The sequence below is a fragment of the Agrobacterium sp. a22-2 genome (assembly GCF_012276985.1).
Classification (GTDB): Bacteria; Pseudomonadota; Alphaproteobacteria; order Rhizobiales; family Rhizobiaceae; genus Allorhizobium.
Genome location: NZ_JAAXMM010000013.1, coordinates 136,988 through 154,555, shown reverse-complemented (window position 1 = coordinate 154,555; position 17,568 = coordinate 136,988). Strand labels below are relative to the sequence as shown.

The 17,568-nt window shown below is 58.9% G+C and carries 17 protein-coding genes and 1 tRNA gene; 6 read left to right on the top strand and 12 right to left on the bottom strand.

From position 1 onward, the window contains the following. Positions 1-278: 278 nt before the first annotated feature. From HFC70_RS20085 to HFC70_RS26825, 6 genes are all read right to left on the bottom strand, one after another. Positions 279-941 carry a DUF4145 domain-containing protein gene (locus tag HFC70_RS20085; protein WP_168475067.1) on the bottom strand — a complete coding sequence of 221 codons (663 nt, stop codon included), beginning with the start codon at positions 939-941 and terminating at the stop codon, positions 279-281. Positions 942-1,930: 989 nt separating this feature from the next. Then, complete coding sequence (locus HFC70_RS20080; protein ID WP_107340629.1) at positions 1,931-2,977, bottom strand: DUF262 domain-containing protein; 1,047 nt, start codon at positions 2,975-2,977, stop codon at positions 1,931-1,933. Between the two features lie 91 nt (positions 2,978-3,068). Beyond that, complete coding sequence (locus HFC70_RS20075) at positions 3,069-4,316, bottom strand: type II restriction endonuclease (protein ID WP_107340628.1); 1,248 nt, start codon at positions 4,314-4,316, stop codon at positions 3,069-3,071. After that, positions 4,288-4,764 carry a very short patch repair endonuclease gene (locus HFC70_RS20070; protein ID WP_107340627.1) on the bottom strand — a complete coding sequence of 159 codons (477 nt, stop codon included), beginning with the start codon at positions 4,762-4,764 and terminating at the stop codon, positions 4,288-4,290. The genes HFC70_RS20075 and HFC70_RS20070 overlap by 29 nt, the downstream gene beginning before the upstream one ends. Before the next feature lies 1 nt (position 4,765). Further along, a complete protein-coding gene (gene dcm / locus HFC70_RS20065; protein WP_368669754.1) occupies positions 4,766-6,010 on the bottom strand; it encodes a DNA (cytosine-5-)-methyltransferase in 1,245 nt (414 codons plus the stop codon). A 214-nt stretch (positions 6,011-6,224) separates the two neighbouring features. Then, on the bottom strand, positions 6,225-6,479 hold the full coding sequence (locus HFC70_RS26825) for a hypothetical protein (RefSeq protein WP_107340626.1): 255 nt from the start codon (positions 6,477-6,479) through the stop codon (positions 6,225-6,227). Here HFC70_RS26825 and HFC70_RS20060 point away from each other — a divergent pair. The 4 genes from HFC70_RS20060 to HFC70_RS20045 all read left to right on the top strand — a co-directional run bounded on the left by HFC70_RS20060 (position 6,471) and on the right by HFC70_RS20045 (position 10,808). Then, a complete protein-coding gene (locus HFC70_RS20060) occupies positions 6,471-7,691 on the top strand; it encodes a hypothetical protein (RefSeq protein WP_107340625.1) in 1,221 nt (406 codons plus the stop codon). The genes HFC70_RS26825 and HFC70_RS20060 overlap by 9 nt on opposite strands. Before the next feature lie 388 nt (positions 7,692-8,079). Continuing rightward, positions 8,080-8,484 (top strand): hypothetical protein, encoded by a 405-nt coding sequence (locus tag HFC70_RS20055; protein WP_168475065.1) that lies wholly within the window; start codon positions 8,080-8,082, stop codon positions 8,482-8,484. 6 nt (positions 8,485-8,490) lie between these two features. Further along, positions 8,491-9,816, top strand: a complete 1,326-nt coding sequence (locus HFC70_RS20050; protein WP_168475064.1) for a plasmid recombination protein — start codon at positions 8,491-8,493, stop codon at positions 9,814-9,816. Positions 9,817-10,397: 581 nt separating this feature from the next. Beyond that, positions 10,398-10,808: a hypothetical protein gene (locus tag HFC70_RS20045; protein ID WP_157951580.1), complete on the top strand. Its 411-nt coding sequence runs from the start codon at positions 10,398-10,400 to the stop codon at positions 10,806-10,808. A gap of 99 nt (positions 10,809-10,907) precedes the next feature. Here the strand turns inward: HFC70_RS20045 and HFC70_RS20040 are convergent, their stop codons facing one another. Continuing rightward, entirely contained in the window at positions 10,908-12,263 is a 1,356-nt protein-coding gene (locus HFC70_RS20040; protein ID WP_368669757.1) for a DNA cytosine methyltransferase, read from the bottom strand. Positions 12,264-12,445: 182 nt separating this feature from the next. Here HFC70_RS20040 and HFC70_RS20035 point away from each other — a divergent pair, with 182 nt between their 5' ends. Both HFC70_RS20035 and HFC70_RS20030 read left to right on the top strand, forming a co-directional pair. Further along, positions 12,446-13,090 carry a hypothetical protein gene (locus HFC70_RS20035; RefSeq protein WP_107340620.1) on the top strand — a complete coding sequence of 215 codons (645 nt, stop codon included), beginning with the start codon at positions 12,446-12,448 and terminating at the stop codon, positions 13,088-13,090. Between the two features lie 12 nt (positions 13,091-13,102). Further along, entirely contained in the window at positions 13,103-13,321 is a 219-nt protein-coding gene (locus HFC70_RS20030) for a hypothetical protein (RefSeq protein ID WP_107340619.1), read from the top strand. Between the two features lie 90 nt (positions 13,322-13,411). Here the strand turns inward: HFC70_RS20030 and HFC70_RS20025 are convergent, their stop codons facing one another. From HFC70_RS20025 to HFC70_RS20005, 5 genes are all read right to left on the bottom strand, one after another. Next, positions 13,412-13,822 (bottom strand): hypothetical protein, encoded by a 411-nt coding sequence (locus HFC70_RS20025; protein ID WP_107340618.1) that lies wholly within the window; start codon positions 13,820-13,822, stop codon positions 13,412-13,414. Positions 13,823-14,152: 330 nt separating this feature from the next. After that, the gene (locus HFC70_RS20020) at positions 14,153-14,461 is read right to left on the bottom strand and encodes a hypothetical protein (protein ID WP_168475062.1); all 309 of its coding nucleotides are present in this window, start codon (positions 14,459-14,461) and stop codon (positions 14,153-14,155) included. Between the two features lie 172 nt (positions 14,462-14,633). After that, on the bottom strand, positions 14,634-14,912 hold the full coding sequence (locus HFC70_RS20015; RefSeq protein ID WP_168475061.1) for a hypothetical protein: 279 nt from the start codon (positions 14,910-14,912) through the stop codon (positions 14,634-14,636). Positions 14,913-15,413: 501 nt separating this feature from the next. Continuing rightward, on the bottom strand, positions 15,414-17,144 hold the full coding sequence (locus HFC70_RS20010; RefSeq protein ID WP_168475060.1) for a DUF6538 domain-containing protein: 1,731 nt from the start codon (positions 17,142-17,144) through the stop codon (positions 15,414-15,416). A gap of 88 nt (positions 17,145-17,232) precedes the next feature. Further along, positions 17,233-17,306, bottom strand: a tRNA-Gln gene (locus tag HFC70_RS20005). Positions 17,307-17,568: the final 262 nt, after the last annotated feature.

Here is a 17,568-nt window from a genome sequence, read left to right as displayed (position 1 = left end):
GGTGACTCACTTCGCCATGAGAACAAAATAGAAATAAATCTGATTTTCTGGGGCCCGCCCATGTCTACCGAAGCTCGCCAGTCCGAACCCATGCCCGGCGATGAAGACCAGACCTAGCAGAAGCCGTCCTTGCCGCTCACGGCGGCGATGCGCTCGCCGCCCTCCGCGCTGTCACTGCCGACCCCGCTTTCCTTTATGGGCAACTCGAAATCACGTCGGCGCTGATAAGCCCCGGCCTAGTGCGCGGTTGGAAACCGAAGTTTCAGCGCGGCTAACCGTCAGGCCTTTCGCTGTCCGGCAGCCACTTGTTTCGCCTTCACCCGAGCAACTCGAGCCGGACGCACAAACAGCCGATCCAGTAGGTCTAGCGTGAGGTCTTCAAGTGCCTCAGCTTCTTCGGCGGTATATGGGTCTATTTCATGGACCGCGTCGTTTCCATCGACCGCGACGACATCAGCAAGCTCTACAATATCGTCTTCGAGGATTTTCAGCTCGCCAAGTGCTTTGATCCGCACTCGCAATGCGTCAGCAGCATTTCTTCCTGCCAGACGAGGATCGCTTCCAAATATATGTTTGGTTGAGACATCGATGGCTTTTCGAAACATCGCACCTGACGCATCAAACATTTGCATTCGGCGAGATTTAGCTGCCTGCATGAAAAGCTCAGCTATACGCGGGGGAATGTCATCACTTAATGGAGCAACAGATACTATATTAAGGACAGGCTCACGCTCACAGTTCCCGTAACCAGTCGCGTCAATGTTTACGTTGTTCGATTTCAAGTCAATGCTGCATTGGGCTTTATAAATGCTCAATTTGCGGCAGTTGTTGCATGAAAAAGCGATCTCATAACTAGCATTATCCGACACCAGCCCAACAGACGTAAGCTGAACTTTAGCCGTTCCACATCGAACGCAGTCGCGCGTTGTAATTACTGTCATTGTTAAACCTAATCGGTTGGGTATGGCGAGTTTATCACTTGGTGAAGGCGGAACAACAGTAGCAGCCTGTGGACATCGCCGTCTTGTCCCAAAATATCGCACATCACAACGTCAATATTAACTCGCCGAATTGAATCCTCAACCCTTCGCCGCATCGTGCGCTTGCTGCCGGATGCACGATGATACGTGTGGAGCATCCACAAGACTGTAACACTTAGTGTTTTCTAATTTTCGCTAAGTTGTTAATTTTATTGAGAAAAGAAGTCATGGCTGGGGAACCTGGATTCCGGCGCACTTTCCCCAAAAATGTTTAAAAGCAGACAGTTAGCATGGGTCGCGTCAACAATGTGGGGGTAGATTGTGGGGTTGTCAAACTTTTGATAATCAGGTCGTTATTCCCCGTGCAACGGTCTTCATGAATGCGATCCAAGTCGAGTAGGTCTGAGAGCCTCCATGCGAATAGTCGAAGCACCGGCGCACTATAGCTTCCGATCCTAAACTACCGACCGGAACTGCGGCTCTGAGAGCAAGAGCAGAGCGTTTCGTCCTGTGTGAAACGAAGTTGCGAATATGTCTCAGGTCAGAAATGACCCAAGGACTTGTGCCAAGGTAAGCACTGATCTCTGGCAAGTTAGACAACTGTAATCGAGACGCAGCATCGATGGCGTCGCCAGGTAAATACCAATCGGGCTCATAAGTGCGTCGAGGGTACAGGGCAATCAGACGGTAGGCGGCGCTCTCCCTGGATCGCGGAGGCTTGGGTAGCGAGGATGTCACGGCACCGTTAGAGTTCACATATATGCCCGTTGCACTATCAAGGATGACTGATCGAACAAGGTGATCCCATAGTATCTGAAACTGCACGAGAAGCCGTTCAAGCATGTAGACTTCGTCGACGGATAGAGGTTCTGCCTTATCCAAGGCGGCTAGTCGTGATCCGAGATCATCTAATCGCTTGTTGAACAACCAGAGACGCTGATCAAGCCGCATTAGGATATCGCTTCTACGACCGCCTTGAACCTTTGCTTCCGAGAAGAAAGGCGATGTGTCGTGCTCTTCGTCGCAGCTACAAACGAAGCGTAGGGAGCATCGTCATCTTCGTCATCGAATGCTTGCGCAATCGCAGCGAGGTTCTCCCGTGCATTCTCCCAATCTACGCCACTCCCGGCTGCCACATCCAAGTCATCAGGGATGTTGCGATTGCTTATGTATCCCTTCAGATATGCTACGGCAGCGAACACAATCAGGAAATTCGGAGAATCGAAGAAGGTTGTGTCATCGAAGTCATCGGAAAGCTCCTCAATTATTTCGCCGATAATTTCATCAACCTTAGTGCGCAATGGTGTAAAGAATTCTTCAGGCTTTTCCCGCCGTTCTTTGTAGTACTTTGTAATCGATGGCTCGCCACCATCTCCAAAGCCCACATCAAGAATCATAAAAAACTCTGCCGTAACTGAAGTATTCTTCAGCCGAACGGCATCGCGGATCGAAACTACCTTGTATTCGTCCCAGAGGACCCTCCAGTCGCGAGAAGTATGGTATATCGCCCACTTCACTGGCTCAGAGTATTCCGCATGACGCAGTTCGGCTGGCGTCACCTTAACGCTATAGGAGTTGAGGCGAGCGAACACCTCCAGGACATCGGCATCTGATGCGTTGATCAGTTGCACAGCGGTGATCTTGTAGGCGAGGAAACGCTCTTGATCCGAGGGGTCCAAATCCGCATAGGTCTTGCCCTTGAACCTCCCCGCTTTCCCGGTCAGCTTAAGACGCCCTGAGGCGAACTCTAGGATGGAGCGAAGCCGCTGCTGGCCGTCGACCACCTCTCGGATGCTGGTTTGCCGCGCAGTGTCTAGTTTCGTTCGAAAATACACCTGCGGCATAGGAAGGTCATTTAAGATCGTATCTATCAAAAACACCTTGGCGCTTGACGTCCAAACCGAACCGCGTTGGAAATCTGGATCGAGCCGAAGCTGCTTTTTGTTATTCCACTCGATGAAGTCAGAGATGGTGTAAGTTTGGGGACTGTTTGACATAGCGGGCCTCAATTTTCGAAAGGACCATAGTGGCAGTCGTGCCTCGAAAGCAAGTCGCGCGGAATCGCAAATCCTTATGATTTTCAGATCTTCAGTTGGAGATCTTGCCGCTCTGCATGAGTAGGTTTTGCTTCGACTTCACGAAGTTCACGAAACTCTGGACGCTCCAGAGCCAGGCTCTCTGTGCGACCGTATAGCTCTCCTGAATCGAAAGGGGCACGACGAGACTCAGGTTCGAGCCGGCCATCTGTGTCGTCTGAGCTGTCGAAATGCCCGGCTCCAGAGTGATCAGATGTTTCTCCGGGATCTTCAGGGCTTCCGGGAGAACCTGACGCCACCGATCCTTGCAGGTGGATTTCGCGGCCAGCATCACGAGGTCAGGCGCTCCGACCGCGGCCGTCTGATACGCTTCCGCGTCCGGGAACAGGAAATCAGGTTTGTTGCCGGCCTCCGTGATCGCTCCCCTGGCATACTGGATTCCACATCCCTGAAAGACAGCCTCCAGGTGGTTCTCTAGGCTGTGTCCCATTCGGGACTTCCTCCGGTTTTGGACACTCAGTGAGAAAGATATGAAACCATCGACATCTACGTCCTCGCCGTTCGCGAACCCTTTGGTGAGGCGGTCCGCCACGATGCGACGTTCGAGGCGTCTGAAGAGAGCCTCCTCGTGATCAAGCCAGGCGACGAGTGCTGCGTCTGGGTCGTCTTCCGCCCGGACATCCGGGAGTGTGAGACGGGCGAGATCCGAGAATACGGCTGTTGTAGGGAAGTTAAGCCCGAACTTGTCAATGATGGTGTCGAGTTCGTTCGCCTTGGGGTCTTCGAACTCGATGCCAAGCTCGTCTAGGATGAAACGTGCTGCGAAGTCGAGTCCGGGATCATCTTCAGCAGTGATCTCACGGGAGATGAAGCTCTTGCCCGACGGTTCAATGCCGAATAGCCAGAGAAGCTGAGTCTCGTTGGTTGATCCGGCAGCCGTTACGATGAAGTGAAGACGCCCGGAGGGCTCCATCGCGAGGAAGAGAGCATCACCCTCGTTCATGGCCTCCGTCACAGGATTCGAAGTGTAGTACAGACGCCATTCCGCCGGCCGATGTTCCTTGCGCTCTCGGGCATCATACATCGTGGCCGTGCCGTCCACCGAGAACCCGTCCTGCTCTGCGCCTAGCCATACATAGGAAACCTCGAAGACACGCTTCTCGCGTCCGAGAAAGGCTTCCATGGCCCGCGTCGTGCCGACCTCGTGCTGGTTGGATTTCGGCGTCGCATCCACCTTCGTCAGCCGCTTAACCGCGACGCCCTCGAAGTAATCAGACAGATGACCGCGTTTGATGTCCATGGATGTCCAGTCTCGAATCGCTCGCCTTCAGCCAATCCGAGCAAAGCCCAATCACAACGTCAAGTGGAAGCCTCTGTCTTCCCTTAAGCGCGCATTCCCAGATAATGCCGACCCGGTAGCCTGCTTCAAGAAGGGACCGTATCTGGGCATCGTCGCGCTCGACATTCCTGTGAATCTTCTCCCGCCAGAAGCCCTCCCGCGACTGTGGCCATCGGAAAAGGTTACAGTCGGGGCCGTGACCGTGCCAGAAGCACCCATGGACGAACAGCACAGAGTTGTACTTGGGGAAGACCATATCGGGCTTCCCAGGCAGTTCTTTTGCATGGAGCCTGTAGCGGAACCCGGCTCTATGGAGAGCTGACCGGATCAGTAGTTCCGGCTTCGTGTCCTTCCCCCGGATGCCGGACATCATCCGGCTCCGGACTTCAGGGCTGACTACATCAACCATTTCATGCCGCGATGCCCTGCTGCTGGTCTAGTTCCGGGATATGAAGCTGCGCACCGGCGGACTGGAGGGCGAGCTCGATATGAGGCATCATAAGGTTAGCCACCGCCCGGACGACAGGGACGACAACGGCATTCCCGAACTGGCGATATGCCTGCGTATCAGACACCGGGATCACGAATTTCGTGCCCTGTGGTTCGTTGAATCCCATCAGGCGAGAGCATTCGAGAGGCGTCAGACGCCGTGGCCTCTTGCCGGGCTGCTCGACAAGAACCTCCGAACCGTCCTTGTAGTAACGCGCGGATAAGGTGCGTGTAACGTCATTCGGCCCGAAGAGCCCGAAACCGAAGCCATTCCCGGCTCCCCGGTGCTTGTCCTTGTAGTCTTGAAGATACTTCCACATATGCGCGGTCAACGTGTACTTGGGGTCCACGTCCTTCTCCAGGATATCCCCCAGAACCGGCATCCGGCCGACCGGAACTTCGAGCTTGCTGAAGTCAAAAGCCGTGTCTTCACGGAATCCGACGATGAAAATGCGCTGACGCTTCTGGGGCACCCACGGTTCCGAGCTGATAACCCGAAACTGAACCTTATATCCCAGTTCAATCTCAAGAACGTGCATGATCGTTGCGAAGGTCTTTCCGCCATCATGGGACTGAAGGTTGCGGACGTTCTCCAGAAGAAATGCTGAAGGACGACGATGAGCAATGATCTTTGCGAGATCATAGAACAGCGTGCCTTGGGTATCGCAGAGGAAACCATGCGGGCGCCCGAGCGCGTTCTTCTTAGAGACGCCAGCAATCGAGAAGGGCTGGCAAGGGAACCCCGCAAGAAGAACGTCATGCTCCGGAACGGATTCCGGGTCGTTCGCATATGGCCGTATATCGCCGACAGACTGGTGGATGCTGTCGGCGGGCTCCGGGAAGTTCGCCGCGTATGTCTCGCGCGAAAAGCGGTCCCATTCGGCAGTAAACAGGCACTTACCACCAAGCTCCTCGAACGGACGCCGCAGCCCGCCGATCCCGGCGAACAGGTCAACGAACGTGAAGGCATCCTTCTTCCTTTCGCCACCGCAGCGTTCGTCCGCCACCTTCCTGACGGTTTCGGCGATCAGCGCCGGCACGCGAACCTCGCCATCAATGTACCTGTGGATGGTCCGGACGCTCTTCCCCACGCGTACTGAAATCTGCTCTGCGGAAAGGCCTGTCCTTCGGACGAGCTCGCTGAAGTCGGTGTCGATAGCGGTCACGAATCACTCCATCGCTGTGTCGAATTTTGACAGTATGTCTTAATCCTTCCCAGCAGATTAACAAGATCAAAACGTGAACAAGCAGATTTTTTGATCTCCTGCGCGACGGGCCTTGACCGATGCTCGGCATCCGCCGAGCATTGAAAAACCGCCGGTCAACGGGCAGCAACCCTCACGGCGGTTTCTCAAGGAGATGTTCAATAATGATGAACAATCATGATGACATTGTAAAGCCGCCGATGACGGCGAATTGAGCGCCCGGCTGGGCCACACCCCAGCCACGCCACCGGAATTTCACACCGCAGAACGTCAACAAATTTGGCTCGATGGCTTCGAGGATCGATACGCTGAGGCCCAGCGGCTCGCCGGACGAGAACGTATTCGGAGAGCGGAGCAGCGCGATCGAACTGACGCCCATAAGGAATTCGACTTCGATGCCGCGCGGTTTGCGCAACAGCGCATGGAGCAACGCGAGCTCGTTCGCGAGCGGCTGACTCAAGGCTACGTCCAGCGCGGGATGCGTCGGGTCGGCGGTAGGTGGCGCAGCGACTTCCAGGAGAGCGGGCTGAGGTCCGAAGACAACGTGGTACTCAAGTATTTCGTGACGCTCGTGCCGAAGGGCGGAAAAGCGCGCGCATCTTGGGACAAGGCGCATCTTGAAGTCCAGTGTCCGCAGAAGATTCTGACCTTGGACTATCCGTACATCGAGTTGAACCGGGAGTTCATGGCCGCACTACGCGTGGACTGCGACGGGGTATTCCTAACTCCTGCTGCTTGCCTTGCCGCTCTCACGGAATACGTGCGCAATTGCCTGATTCCTTGCCTGCCGCACATCATCGTCGGCGACCTACTAGAAGATGGTCGCTATTCCCGCCCGCACTTCATCTGGCTGCTGCCGCAAGGATCAGCGGTCTGGCGGAGCGACGACAAGCGATGCCGCCAGAAGCCGATCCAGTTGTTCGATGCGGTAGCTCGTGGCCTTGCGGCGGCGCTCTTGGCTATCGGCGCTGATCCAGCAGCTCCGACCATGACCGGACGCATGAAGTGCCCGACGAGTCCGTACTGGCACACGCTGACGCCCAACGGGGACATCTGGCCCACACTTTCGGAATACGCAGACTACGTGGACACCAGCGTCGGGCGAGCGGTTCTCGTGCGGAGGGCTGCGGCGGCGCAATCCGGGCTTGGCCTTACTGCATCGAACGCGATCTTCGACGCGTTGCGGACCGAAGGCCGGCGGCTCCTCGCCGAGTGGCATTTCGGAGCTGATGCACGGATGCACGGCAGCCGTGCCGCTCTGGCGGACCAACTTCATGAGGCGCTTGCGGACTACGCCGACAAGAGCGGTCATGCAGACGAGTCCGTCAGCTATGTCACGGCCAAGGTCGCCGACTATCTGGTCGCGCACTTCGACCCGGCGAAGCTCGAAGGCAAGGCAGTGAACCGTGGCCGCATCCTCGATGTCGTGGATGGCCTGAAAACGGTCACTGAGCGACAGGCAGCGGGTGGACGGTATTCGGGCAAGGCCAAGGGCGCGAGCACGCTCCAGCGGCTGCGAGAAGCCCACCAACGGCTCGTTGCGTCGGGCAAGGTCGTGACGCGGGCGGCGTTGGCCGCTGAAGCGGACGTGTCCGTCCGCACGGCAACGGCCAGATGGGATGAAGTTGTGCAATCGCAATGACCACAACTTTGCGACAGTGAAAATAGGTGTATAGATAAAAAGGTAGCCGCAACCCGGCCGGCCTGCTGTACACCGCACCGAGGTTCGACATCGCGTCTGAAGTGTCCACACCGGATGCAGCCGTAAAGAGGCGGCAAGGCAGCGCTCTCACACGGTAACCGCCTGAGATGCCCGGAACGACGACACCGAGCAACACGACGGAGATCCCGTTGTGTCGCGCCGTCCTCTCGGACGGCGAGAAGGCCCCTGCCAGGCGCCGCGCGGGTGCCCTCGGAGAGCCGACGACTTGACCGCAGGGAAAGTCATTAGTCGGTCACTAAATACCATTGTTTCAGGCTCCGCCGGCACTCACGATCCTTGCACCGGGATTTCCCCGATGGAGGCCCACATGCACGAAGACCTCAGAAATATCATCAATCTCGACGCGCGTCGTGTCGGCATCGTCCTTGAACTCTGGCAGGCGATGAAGCGTGACGACCCAGAGCTTGCTCGGACTTGGCGAGACCTCAACCAGCACGATCTCCGGGTACTGTTTCCGGATCGGGACCCACAGCCATTCCCGGTCGATCTCGTCGGTAGCGCGGTCGACGTCCTGATCGCACATCCGCGCTATGGATATGTTGCCGAGTGGCTTGACCGCTGGCGAGAGGACTCCATGAGCCGGAAAGAGGACTTCTGTCGCGACCACGGGTACATGCCGCGCGAACTTAACGCTCTGCTGAATGCGGAGCGAGCGCGCGATGCCGAGACTAGGGCCGACGCGGCAGCCACGGCCTCCTCTGATGTGCAGTGAGGTCTCATGGGCTTTCAGTTCGTCCACATGACGGCGTACAGCCGCAAGGGCGACGGCAAGGGTCGTTCCACTGGCTTCGTCTTCGGCGAAGCCCGTCGCGATCCTTCCGCCTCTCTTCACGTCGGGACTCCAGCGCCTCCGGTCATCGTGCACGGCATGAGCGTGGAGGAACTAGAGCGGCTACACGATGCGACGGCCGAGGCCGCGACGACGACGCCGAAGGGCGGCAAGCCTCGCAAAGTTCAGAAGTCCCAGCACACGCTCATGGCGGTCGTCGCATCGCATCCCCATTCCATGGAAGAGGTCCGGACCAATCCGGAGAAGCGTCGCGAAGCGGAGGAGTGGGAAAAGCGAACGGTTGCGTGGCTTCGTGCGCAATACGGTGACAAACTTGTGTCTGTGATCCGCCACGAGGACGAGTCTCACTACCATCTGCATGCTTATGTGCTGCCTAACGATCCAGCAATGCGGGCCTCTGCCCTTCATCCAGGGCAAACGGCCAAGGCCGCAATCATGGCGGCCGGTCCGGCCGACGGTGAGGATTCGAAGGCGACGAATAAACGCGGCGACAAGGCCTATAGAACTGCGATGCGAGAATGGCAGGACTCGTACCACACGACCGTCGGCGTTCCCTGCGGTCTGACACGCCTTGGCCCCCAGCGCCGTCGTCTGACGCGGATGGAATGGCAAGCAGAGCAGACACAAGCCCGCGCGCTGCGCGCGTCCCTCGATCGCGCCGCTGCCGTGAAGGAAAAAATCGAGACGCATATCGGCGCGAAAAAAGCGGAAGTCGAGTCTCTGGTCTCGACGGCAGAGACGGAAGCCGCCGCGCTGCGCGCGGAAGCCGACGCCGCGAAGGCCGATGCGGCCCGATGCCTGGCGGAAGCCAAGGTCGCTACGGATGCCGCCAAGGCCGCGCATGACGCCGCTGTCCGGGAGCAGCGCAAGGCCCGCTCGATGATGTCCCGCGCCCGCGAGGAAGCCGTCCGCGTCACGGCAGCAGCGGCTCGCCTCCAGCGGCTGCCGTCGATCTTGAGGACCGTGTTCGACGGCTGGCGGCATTCCAAGGTTGCCGACCGGATTCGTGCCGCTCTTGAGTCCGACATGAGCGCGCTGCGCGAGCGCGCTTCGTCCGCGCTCGAACAGGCGGCGAAGGCCGACGCGGCTCGCAGGAAGGCCGTCGAAAGGGCATCGTCGCTCGATGCCTCGCTTTCCGAAACCGAAGCGCAGCGCGATGCCTTGAGGCGTGAGGTCGCTCGTCTCCGTCCTCCGGAACCGAGTCCGAATCCGCCGCTGGGGCCGCGCATGACGCCGGCGCCGGGACGACGATAGAATGCTAGATTGTCAACAATTACAGTCCATTAACCAGCGTCAACTTTCTTGGAAAAGAGGGTAGTTCTACGCTTGTGAAAATCGCCGATGGGCGTCAAGGTGGTCTGGTCAGTAAGACGAGCGCCCTCGCAAAAGCAGGGATGTTCGCGCCGTGCTGGCACGGTTATCGTCCTGCAAGGGGGGTAGGAGAGAACGGGTTTCGGCTTGGTCAATCAACGGTTCCCGTTCCCCTTGAGGGGTTAGGGTAGGCCCGTGAGAGGCTGTAAATCCCGAGCCAGCATTCCGGTTCGCCCGAATGCTGGTAGGCGCTGGCACCGCGCCGGATGATCCCCGAAAGGGGAAATTCCACGGTGCCGTTTCCCTCCTCTTCGGAGGGTTTCGCTCATGATGAGCGTTGATTGAAACACCGTCGTCCGGTGGCTCTGAAAGTGCATGCGGCTATGAAGTCGTATCTTTTACCGCCGTGAAGGCAGATGTACCGTTCTACATAGAGGAGCTCGATTCTCGGTGGAATGTCCTCTGCACACGCCGAGATGAAGGGGCGGCGGTCTGCCGCCCCGATCTTTTCCAAGGGGACTACGATGACAATCATTCCGCCGAAGATGGAGCCCACCACGCGGGAAGAGTACGAAGCCGAGTGTCGCGAGCAAGGATTCAAAGTCCTTACCGACGACGATCTCTCATGGCTGGCCGAGCGGTATAGTTTCGCGGCGGCCGGCACGGCCTACACGAACCTGTCGGCCATGGAGAAGGCGGAGCTTGGATTGAAGCTTTCGCGCGGTCACACGATCAACGACGAGCGGAGACGCCGGGAAGCTCCCTACCTTTATGGGGAGACCACTCCTGTAGCGGAGCCGAAGCCCGTATCCTCAAGGTCCCACAAGGTCCCAGAGATGCGCGGCCAGCTATGGGAGGATTGCGAGCGCTGCGGGCGCGAACCTGTGTATCAGCCGCTGTTCCTCTGCGAACGGTGCTGGCCGAAAGCCGCCTGATTGACCGTCGCGCCGCCGGCGACGACGATAGAAGGGCATCGGCTTCCATCCCGACACAGTTGACCCAATCCCTCGCTGAGTGTTCCCAGCGGGGGTATTCTATGCGGCATCCGCCAACGGCTGCGCGTCCGTGGTCGTCATCTGGCGCGGCTTCTGGTGGCGCAGGTGGCCTTCGGCCTGGTATTCGGCCAGAAGCCGGAGCGCTTGCCGGAGATCGGATTGCGCGTTCTTCTTCAGCGCCCAGAATTCCTCGACGGATTCGAGCGCGGCCAGCTCCAGCGCTGGGACCGCGAACGTTCGACCGCCGAGCAGATGCCGAGCGCGGCCGGCCAGAGACTTGACGTTCCATGCGGATTGCGGCGATCGTCCGCGTGTCGTGGTCAGCCAGCGGACAAACCGCCCTTCGATCGCCGGGGTCGTCTTACCGGATTCGCGATCAAGGATTACGCGACCGATCGAGGCAGCGACGGATGCGGGAACCGCGTTGGCGATCATCTGTAGGATATCTCTCTTCGCCGTCGCTCGCCATTCCCACCATACCGGGAAACCTTGAATCCTCGAAATCTGAGGAATGGAAAGGACCGCGGTTTCGGATGCCGCTACAGGGTCAGCGGGATGCGGAGACGACAGGTAGCGCGCCGTCGGCCTTTCCCATGCCGTCCTGGTGATGGTCGGAAAAGGTTCGTCCACCGTTCGGACGCCTCGGCCGGCCCGGACAGGCCGGGAATAAATAAAGCCGTTCGCAACTAGGGCGGCATCGTCGGGGTGCGGTTTGTAGGAATCCGGAAGGGGGCGAATGCTCCGCTCGCGAATCGTCGGCGCGGGTTCATCCGGGGACCAGATCGAACGCCGCGCTTCTGAGGTCGAAGGGAAATACACGGCGGCCGGCGTGGTAGCGCCGAACAGATCGCGGATCGTCATCGGCGTGGGTGCTGCCGCTACCGCGATCGCCGAGGCTAGGAAGCCGTCGCGCTCGCCCTGCCGTCCGACGACGAACAGGCGTCGACGGCTCTGGGGAACGCCGTAGCGGCTCGCATCAATCTTCGATTCGGTCAGGCCATATCCTGCCCGTTTCAGAACCGTCCGCGCTTCCCTCCAAGTTGCCGACTTGGCCGCTGTCGTCACGTTCTCCATAAGGAACCACCGAGGGCGAACTGTCGCGATGATCAGAGCGAAGGCGAGGGTCAGTCGCGCATTTTCCGCCTCCTCGCGGCGGCCGGCGCTGGAATAGTCTTGGCAAGGAGGCCCGCCCGCGATCATGTCCGGCGCGAGCTTCAAAAGGTCAGGCACGATGCCGAGGAGGTCCGTCAGATCTGCCACTCGTGCAACATTGCCACCAAGGTTGTGATTGTAGTTTTCCACCGCCACAGGCCACGCATCATATGCCGCGACGACATCGCATCCCGCTTGCGTCAGGCCGAGGGACATCCCGCCAGCTCCGCAAAACAGTTCCACTACTCGCACGAAACCCCCCGAATTTGCCTAACTTGATTTCACGTTAGGAAACTGGTCCATCAAGGCTTTCGAAATTCTAAACGCCTCCGAGCCTCCGCACGTACCCACGTCGTATTGCCTAGAAGGGTTTGCTCGGACTTTAGCCGGCGCGCATGCTGTCATCATGAGCGGGAGGCAAGGGCATGAGAGAGGAGTCAGAAGACAGGAGAAAGCAGCGACGTCGGACATGCGCGGACGAATGGCGGCGCGATCTTGCTCGACATCGCGAGCGTCGGAGCGACCCGGCGACGAAGACGCTACTGCAACTCCTGGCGCTGCTCTCCGCCGTGCTTGCTCTCGCGCAGCCGAGCGAGCCCACGTTCACCATCACTCCTCGTCCGCAACGCCGGACGCGGTTTGACCCGCCGTCAGGCTATACGCTGGGTCGCAATGCCTGGGCCCGCGAGCGTGGTCTGGACCCGGAGTCGGACGTGCTCGCGACGACGGAGAAACCCGTGCCACGGCTTCGGCCGACTCTGAAATCATGGCGGCGCTTGGTCCGCGAGCTCGACTCTCCGTCGCCGCGACGTCGGGAGTCCGCACGCGTCGCTCTCGAACAGCGCTTGCCGTCCCTTTGTCATGACTGGCTGCGCAGGCAGGTCGAAGGCGACGACCATAGCCAGCTTCGAATGCTGGGGGTCGGAGCGGGGCCGGCGGAGCTCGTGCAGCGCGCTCTTGTCGCCGCTCGCGTCGAGAGCATCCAAGAGCCGCAGCCGCCGTCGTCCCAGGCTCCGGAAATGGACGTCGATCACGACGAGGATGCCGGGCCGCAGCTCGGCAGAAAGTAGGAGGAGAACGACATGGAATTGGAACTTCACGCAGATGCCGGAGCGCTCCTCGGTCGTCTGACGGCAGAGCAGCGGCAGCGCCTCGACGCGCTCGACGCCGCGTACATCGAACTGCTGTCGAGCGACCGCGCGCCGGCCAAGGCTGAGGTCGAGGCTCTGGCCGACGTCGTTGTGGCATTCTACGACGAAATCCCGAAAACGGGCTTTGGACACGAAAACGGGGTCATCTGACCCCGTTGCCCAAATTTGGAGGCGTTTAAATGGCCCGTACAGCGTTCTCGGCGAGCGGGGTGGTATATTTACACACCAGAATTCGGGACGTTATCGTTTTCCCCGGCTAGCCGCCTCGTTGATCACCGAGAGCATTCCCGAGGCGACTGTGGTCACCCAGTCCTCGGCGCGCTGGATGTGACGGCCGGCGATCCTCTCGGCAGCGTGCCATGCCGACGCCTCGGCAGCTTTTTTCGCATCCGCCAGCGTCGATGCTTCGCCCTGCGCCAGAGTCTTGCAGGTCTCGTAATCCATGACTTCCCATGCGAATGCACAGCCGTCACCTCGCCGCACGATCAGGAGTTCGAACTGGGCCTCGCTCTCCTCGTCGTCCGCAACCACGCCGTCCCGTACGGCGACAAGCTCGGTCGTCATCCCAATGGCGGACGTCTCGCTCCCAGCGAAGAGACCCGCGTCCGGCTCCCATGGGAACCTGGTCTCGTAGATGTATTGCAAGTTCATGTCAGGCTCCGTTGGTTGCTGAGGCTGAGGTGTGAAGGGCCGCTGCGCGGGCCAGCGCAAGGAGGCTGCCGGGCGCGGGCTCTGCCCTGAAGGTATCGTTGCCGCACTCTCGACAGTGCCAGCAGGTCATCATGAGGACGCCCGTGTGCGGGTGCACTTGTTGCCACTCGACAAGCTGCCCTTTGCACGACGTCCACACTCCATCCGCACCAGGCCACGTGTTTGCACATGTCTTCGTCGTCGTCCGCCAGTAGGATGTCTGCATATCGGTCTCCTGTTGGTTTCTGGATCTGGAATGGCTCCAAGCGGCACATGCCGCCGGGAGCGACCTCAGTATTGACGACGCCCTAGCGCCCGGAGGCTATCGACCGTGTAGCCGTAGTCGCGCAGGTAGATGCCGACGTCACCAGATCCGATGACGAGGGAAGCAATCCGCTCGCGCAACCCATCGTCTTCGATGTCGCTCGGCAAGGCGGTATCCACCGTCTGCACGTATTGGTCGTATGCTTCCCTGAAGTTGTCGAAGGCCTCGATGACCTTCTTGATGGCGCTCGATTTTGTTGTCATGGCCGTGTGGCTCCTTCCGTTGATGACGGGCGAAGGAAACCAGATGATAGGTGAGATGTCGTGGAATTTCATTTCACTAGCCTCGCAAACGACGTCTTCGCGCGCGTTCGGCTAAGGCCTCGAATCCCTGCCGCAGGAGTTCTCGAAAGGATTCGAAGAGACGCGAATCCTTGCCGCCGATTCTCGAATCCTTACCGACGTTCCCGGATCCTTTTGGAAAAATATTTCACGCCTTGGTAGAAAATCAGTCGCTCAGCCTGTCGAGGGCGCGGATCCCCATCCGCTGGACTTCTCGGGCGAGGCTCTTCCCGGCTCCGGGGATGCGGGACCGGCGCGCGATCTTCTCGACGCCTGTCCTGTGTGACCGGATGACGATAGTTGCCAGGTAGAAGAGAATGCCGCGCGTGTCACGGTGCGTCGTCTCGGTGATGATGACATCTACCGCCAGGCCCTTGATCGTTGTGACTGCCGTCTCCATGAAAATCTCCATAAACCATTGTTTTGTAATGATCTTATAGCGCATTCATGAGGTGGAGCCCAGGACGAAACCGGCTTTCCTGAAGCGTGTGCAGATAGATCTAATGGGGATCTAACGAAGCGAGGCGGGGAGACGGCTCCGCCGGAGCGGAAGGGCAGTCAAGAGGCCGCCCGGAGCCACGCGCAGGCCGCAGGGCGAGCATGGCGAGGACGGCGCGAAGCGAACCCTTGACGGACCGCAGCGACCCAAATCCTGTTGCCCCCGGTGATGGACTTGAAAAGCCCATTATCGGACTAGGCCGCGCCAATGAGCGTAGGGGCGGCCAAGCCAGAGGCGCGGCAGGGGGGCTGAAGCCCCCGCGAGGATCAAAAGAACAATGAGCATATCGGAGCCGTCAGCATAGCGCCGCTGTCGGCGGGACGGCGGGAATTCGCGCATGCTTCGGCGATTCCCGAGGCAGCCGCAGGAGCGTCAGCAAAGCGCCGCCAGAGGCGGGACGCGGGACCGACTGCCTCCGTCGAGGCATTCGATTTGGAGGCGAGGGAGCTAGGTCTTCCCTCGTCGCACGACCCTGCCATTCTCATCGAGAACCGGTGGTACCAGCTTCCTCTTCTTTACTATGATCTTCACCGGGGGTGGCGGGACATCGGTTGCCCTGGACCCGAGGAAGGCAAGATCAAGAGGGGGCTCGAACGCTTCGACCACTTGCCTGAGCTTAGTGGTGCTGACGCGCTTGGTGTATGTGCGTCCCTCTCCGCCTCCGCCTTCATGTCCCATGACGGCGTTGATATGTGATTCCTTCAGGTCGGTAGATTCCAGCACGGTGCGGAAGCTATGCCTAAACGAGTGGAACGTGGTCTTCGAGCCGACGCCTAAGTTGATCTTCAGCTTCGAGAACTCTCTGCTGAACGCCGAACTGATACTGCCCCTGTGCAACACCAGTTCGGGAGAGAATAGGTGCTCTGCGCCTCTGGCTCGCTGTTGTTTCACGAAGTCCATGATGCCGTGCCGGATCAGCCAAGAGTGTATAGGAATGATGCGCGTACCCGCCTCTGTCTTCGGATCCCATCCTTCGCGAGGGGAGATGTCGAAGCACGGCGCCCCGTCCTTTACGATGATGTCGCTGGCCGGCCGTAGACGACATATCTCCTCTAACCTCATCCCCGAGTGTAGGGAGATGAGAGGTAGCCAGTGGAGAGCGCTCGAAGCTGGTGCATCACGGTATTCGCGGGAAGTGAACAGGCGATGCAGGTCTTCACGCGACCAGTCATCGCGTGCGGACTTCTTCGACTTAGTGCCAGGAAACGAGTGACCCGAAAAGGGCTGAGAGCCGGCGGGAACCAGCTTTTTGAAAGTGAGCCATTTCCATATCGAATTCACGCCCGAGAAGTGGCGCTTGGCGGTCTTCATGGTGACGCGCGGCAAGGTCTTGTCGGCACGGGCGCGAGCAAGTTCCTTCTTCGGCGAGACCGCTCCGCCTTTTCCATGTGTAGACGGCATCTGGAGAATCAGTTCCCGAAACTCGGCAGCCGTCTCGAACGTGATCTTTCCCACCGGGAGGTCACCCATAAGGCCGATGAACAGCTCCACAGTTTTAAGGTACTGATCCGCGTCCTTTACAGCCTTGTTATGGTTGTAGCCCGCAATGATGTCCTTCTGCCATGCATCGAGGAAGGTGGACAGCTTAGCCATGTTCGTTGGTAGCTCAGGAGCGCTGGTTGCGACGGACGCGTGGGCTGCCGACGTCGTCTCCCCGAAAAGTTCTTGCATGCGCCGGTCGACGTGCTCCCGGATCTGCTTCTTGAGTTCTTCCTCGGTCCGCGTCTGCTCTTCTTCGCTGGCATGGTAGCCGTCATAGCCAGCGTGTTCGAGCGCCCACACTGCTTCCCGTCTGAGCTTCTCCCAGGCCGGGACCCGTTCATCTCCAAGCAGGTCCGGAAAGAGGTCAGGGAACTGCCCTCCATAGTTCTTGAGGTTGGCCGGGGAGTTTTTCCGAATGTACCTTCCGATCATATTTTGCCATTCTTCCCGATCCAGCCAGTACCGGACGGCAGCGCGGACGTCGGCGTCGGATAGGATTTGCGGGTCATCACTCAACATCTCGAAAAGCCTCTCTGTCGCAAGATACAGGCTCGCTGATCGCTGCCGTGCAACTCTTCGCACGGTGGTCTTTAAAGACCTGTATATTTCCGACTGACCCAGGCGGGCTTGGAGAGACGCGGGGACGCGTCGACGGAAGAAGAAGGAATCGGCTTCGCGCCGGAGGAAGTTTGACATCGCCAAGACGCCCTTGTGGGGGTGCAGTGTGGGGGTATTCCCGACACTGGCGACATGGAGCTAAGTTATTGAATATTAACAGGGAAAGTGGCTGGGGAACCTGGATTCGAACCAAGATTAACGGAGTCAGAGTCCGTCGTTCTACCGTTGAACTATTCCCCAACTGGGCTGCTTGGCGCTCTCAAGTGCGCCTGCCGGTGAGGCGGGCTTATAAACAAAAAGATCGGCACTTGCAAATACCCCGGACCAAAAAAACTGCAGGAAAATGATGAGCCCTGTTTTGCCACCCAAAAGGGCCGCGAAAGGCCTGGCGGGTGAGGCCCGGCCGGGCCGCCAAAAACCGTTTGGCGAAAGGCCGGGTGGCTGGTATCATCGCGCCAACGAAAATCGAAAAGACGCCAGCGGCATGCCTTGATGGCTTTGC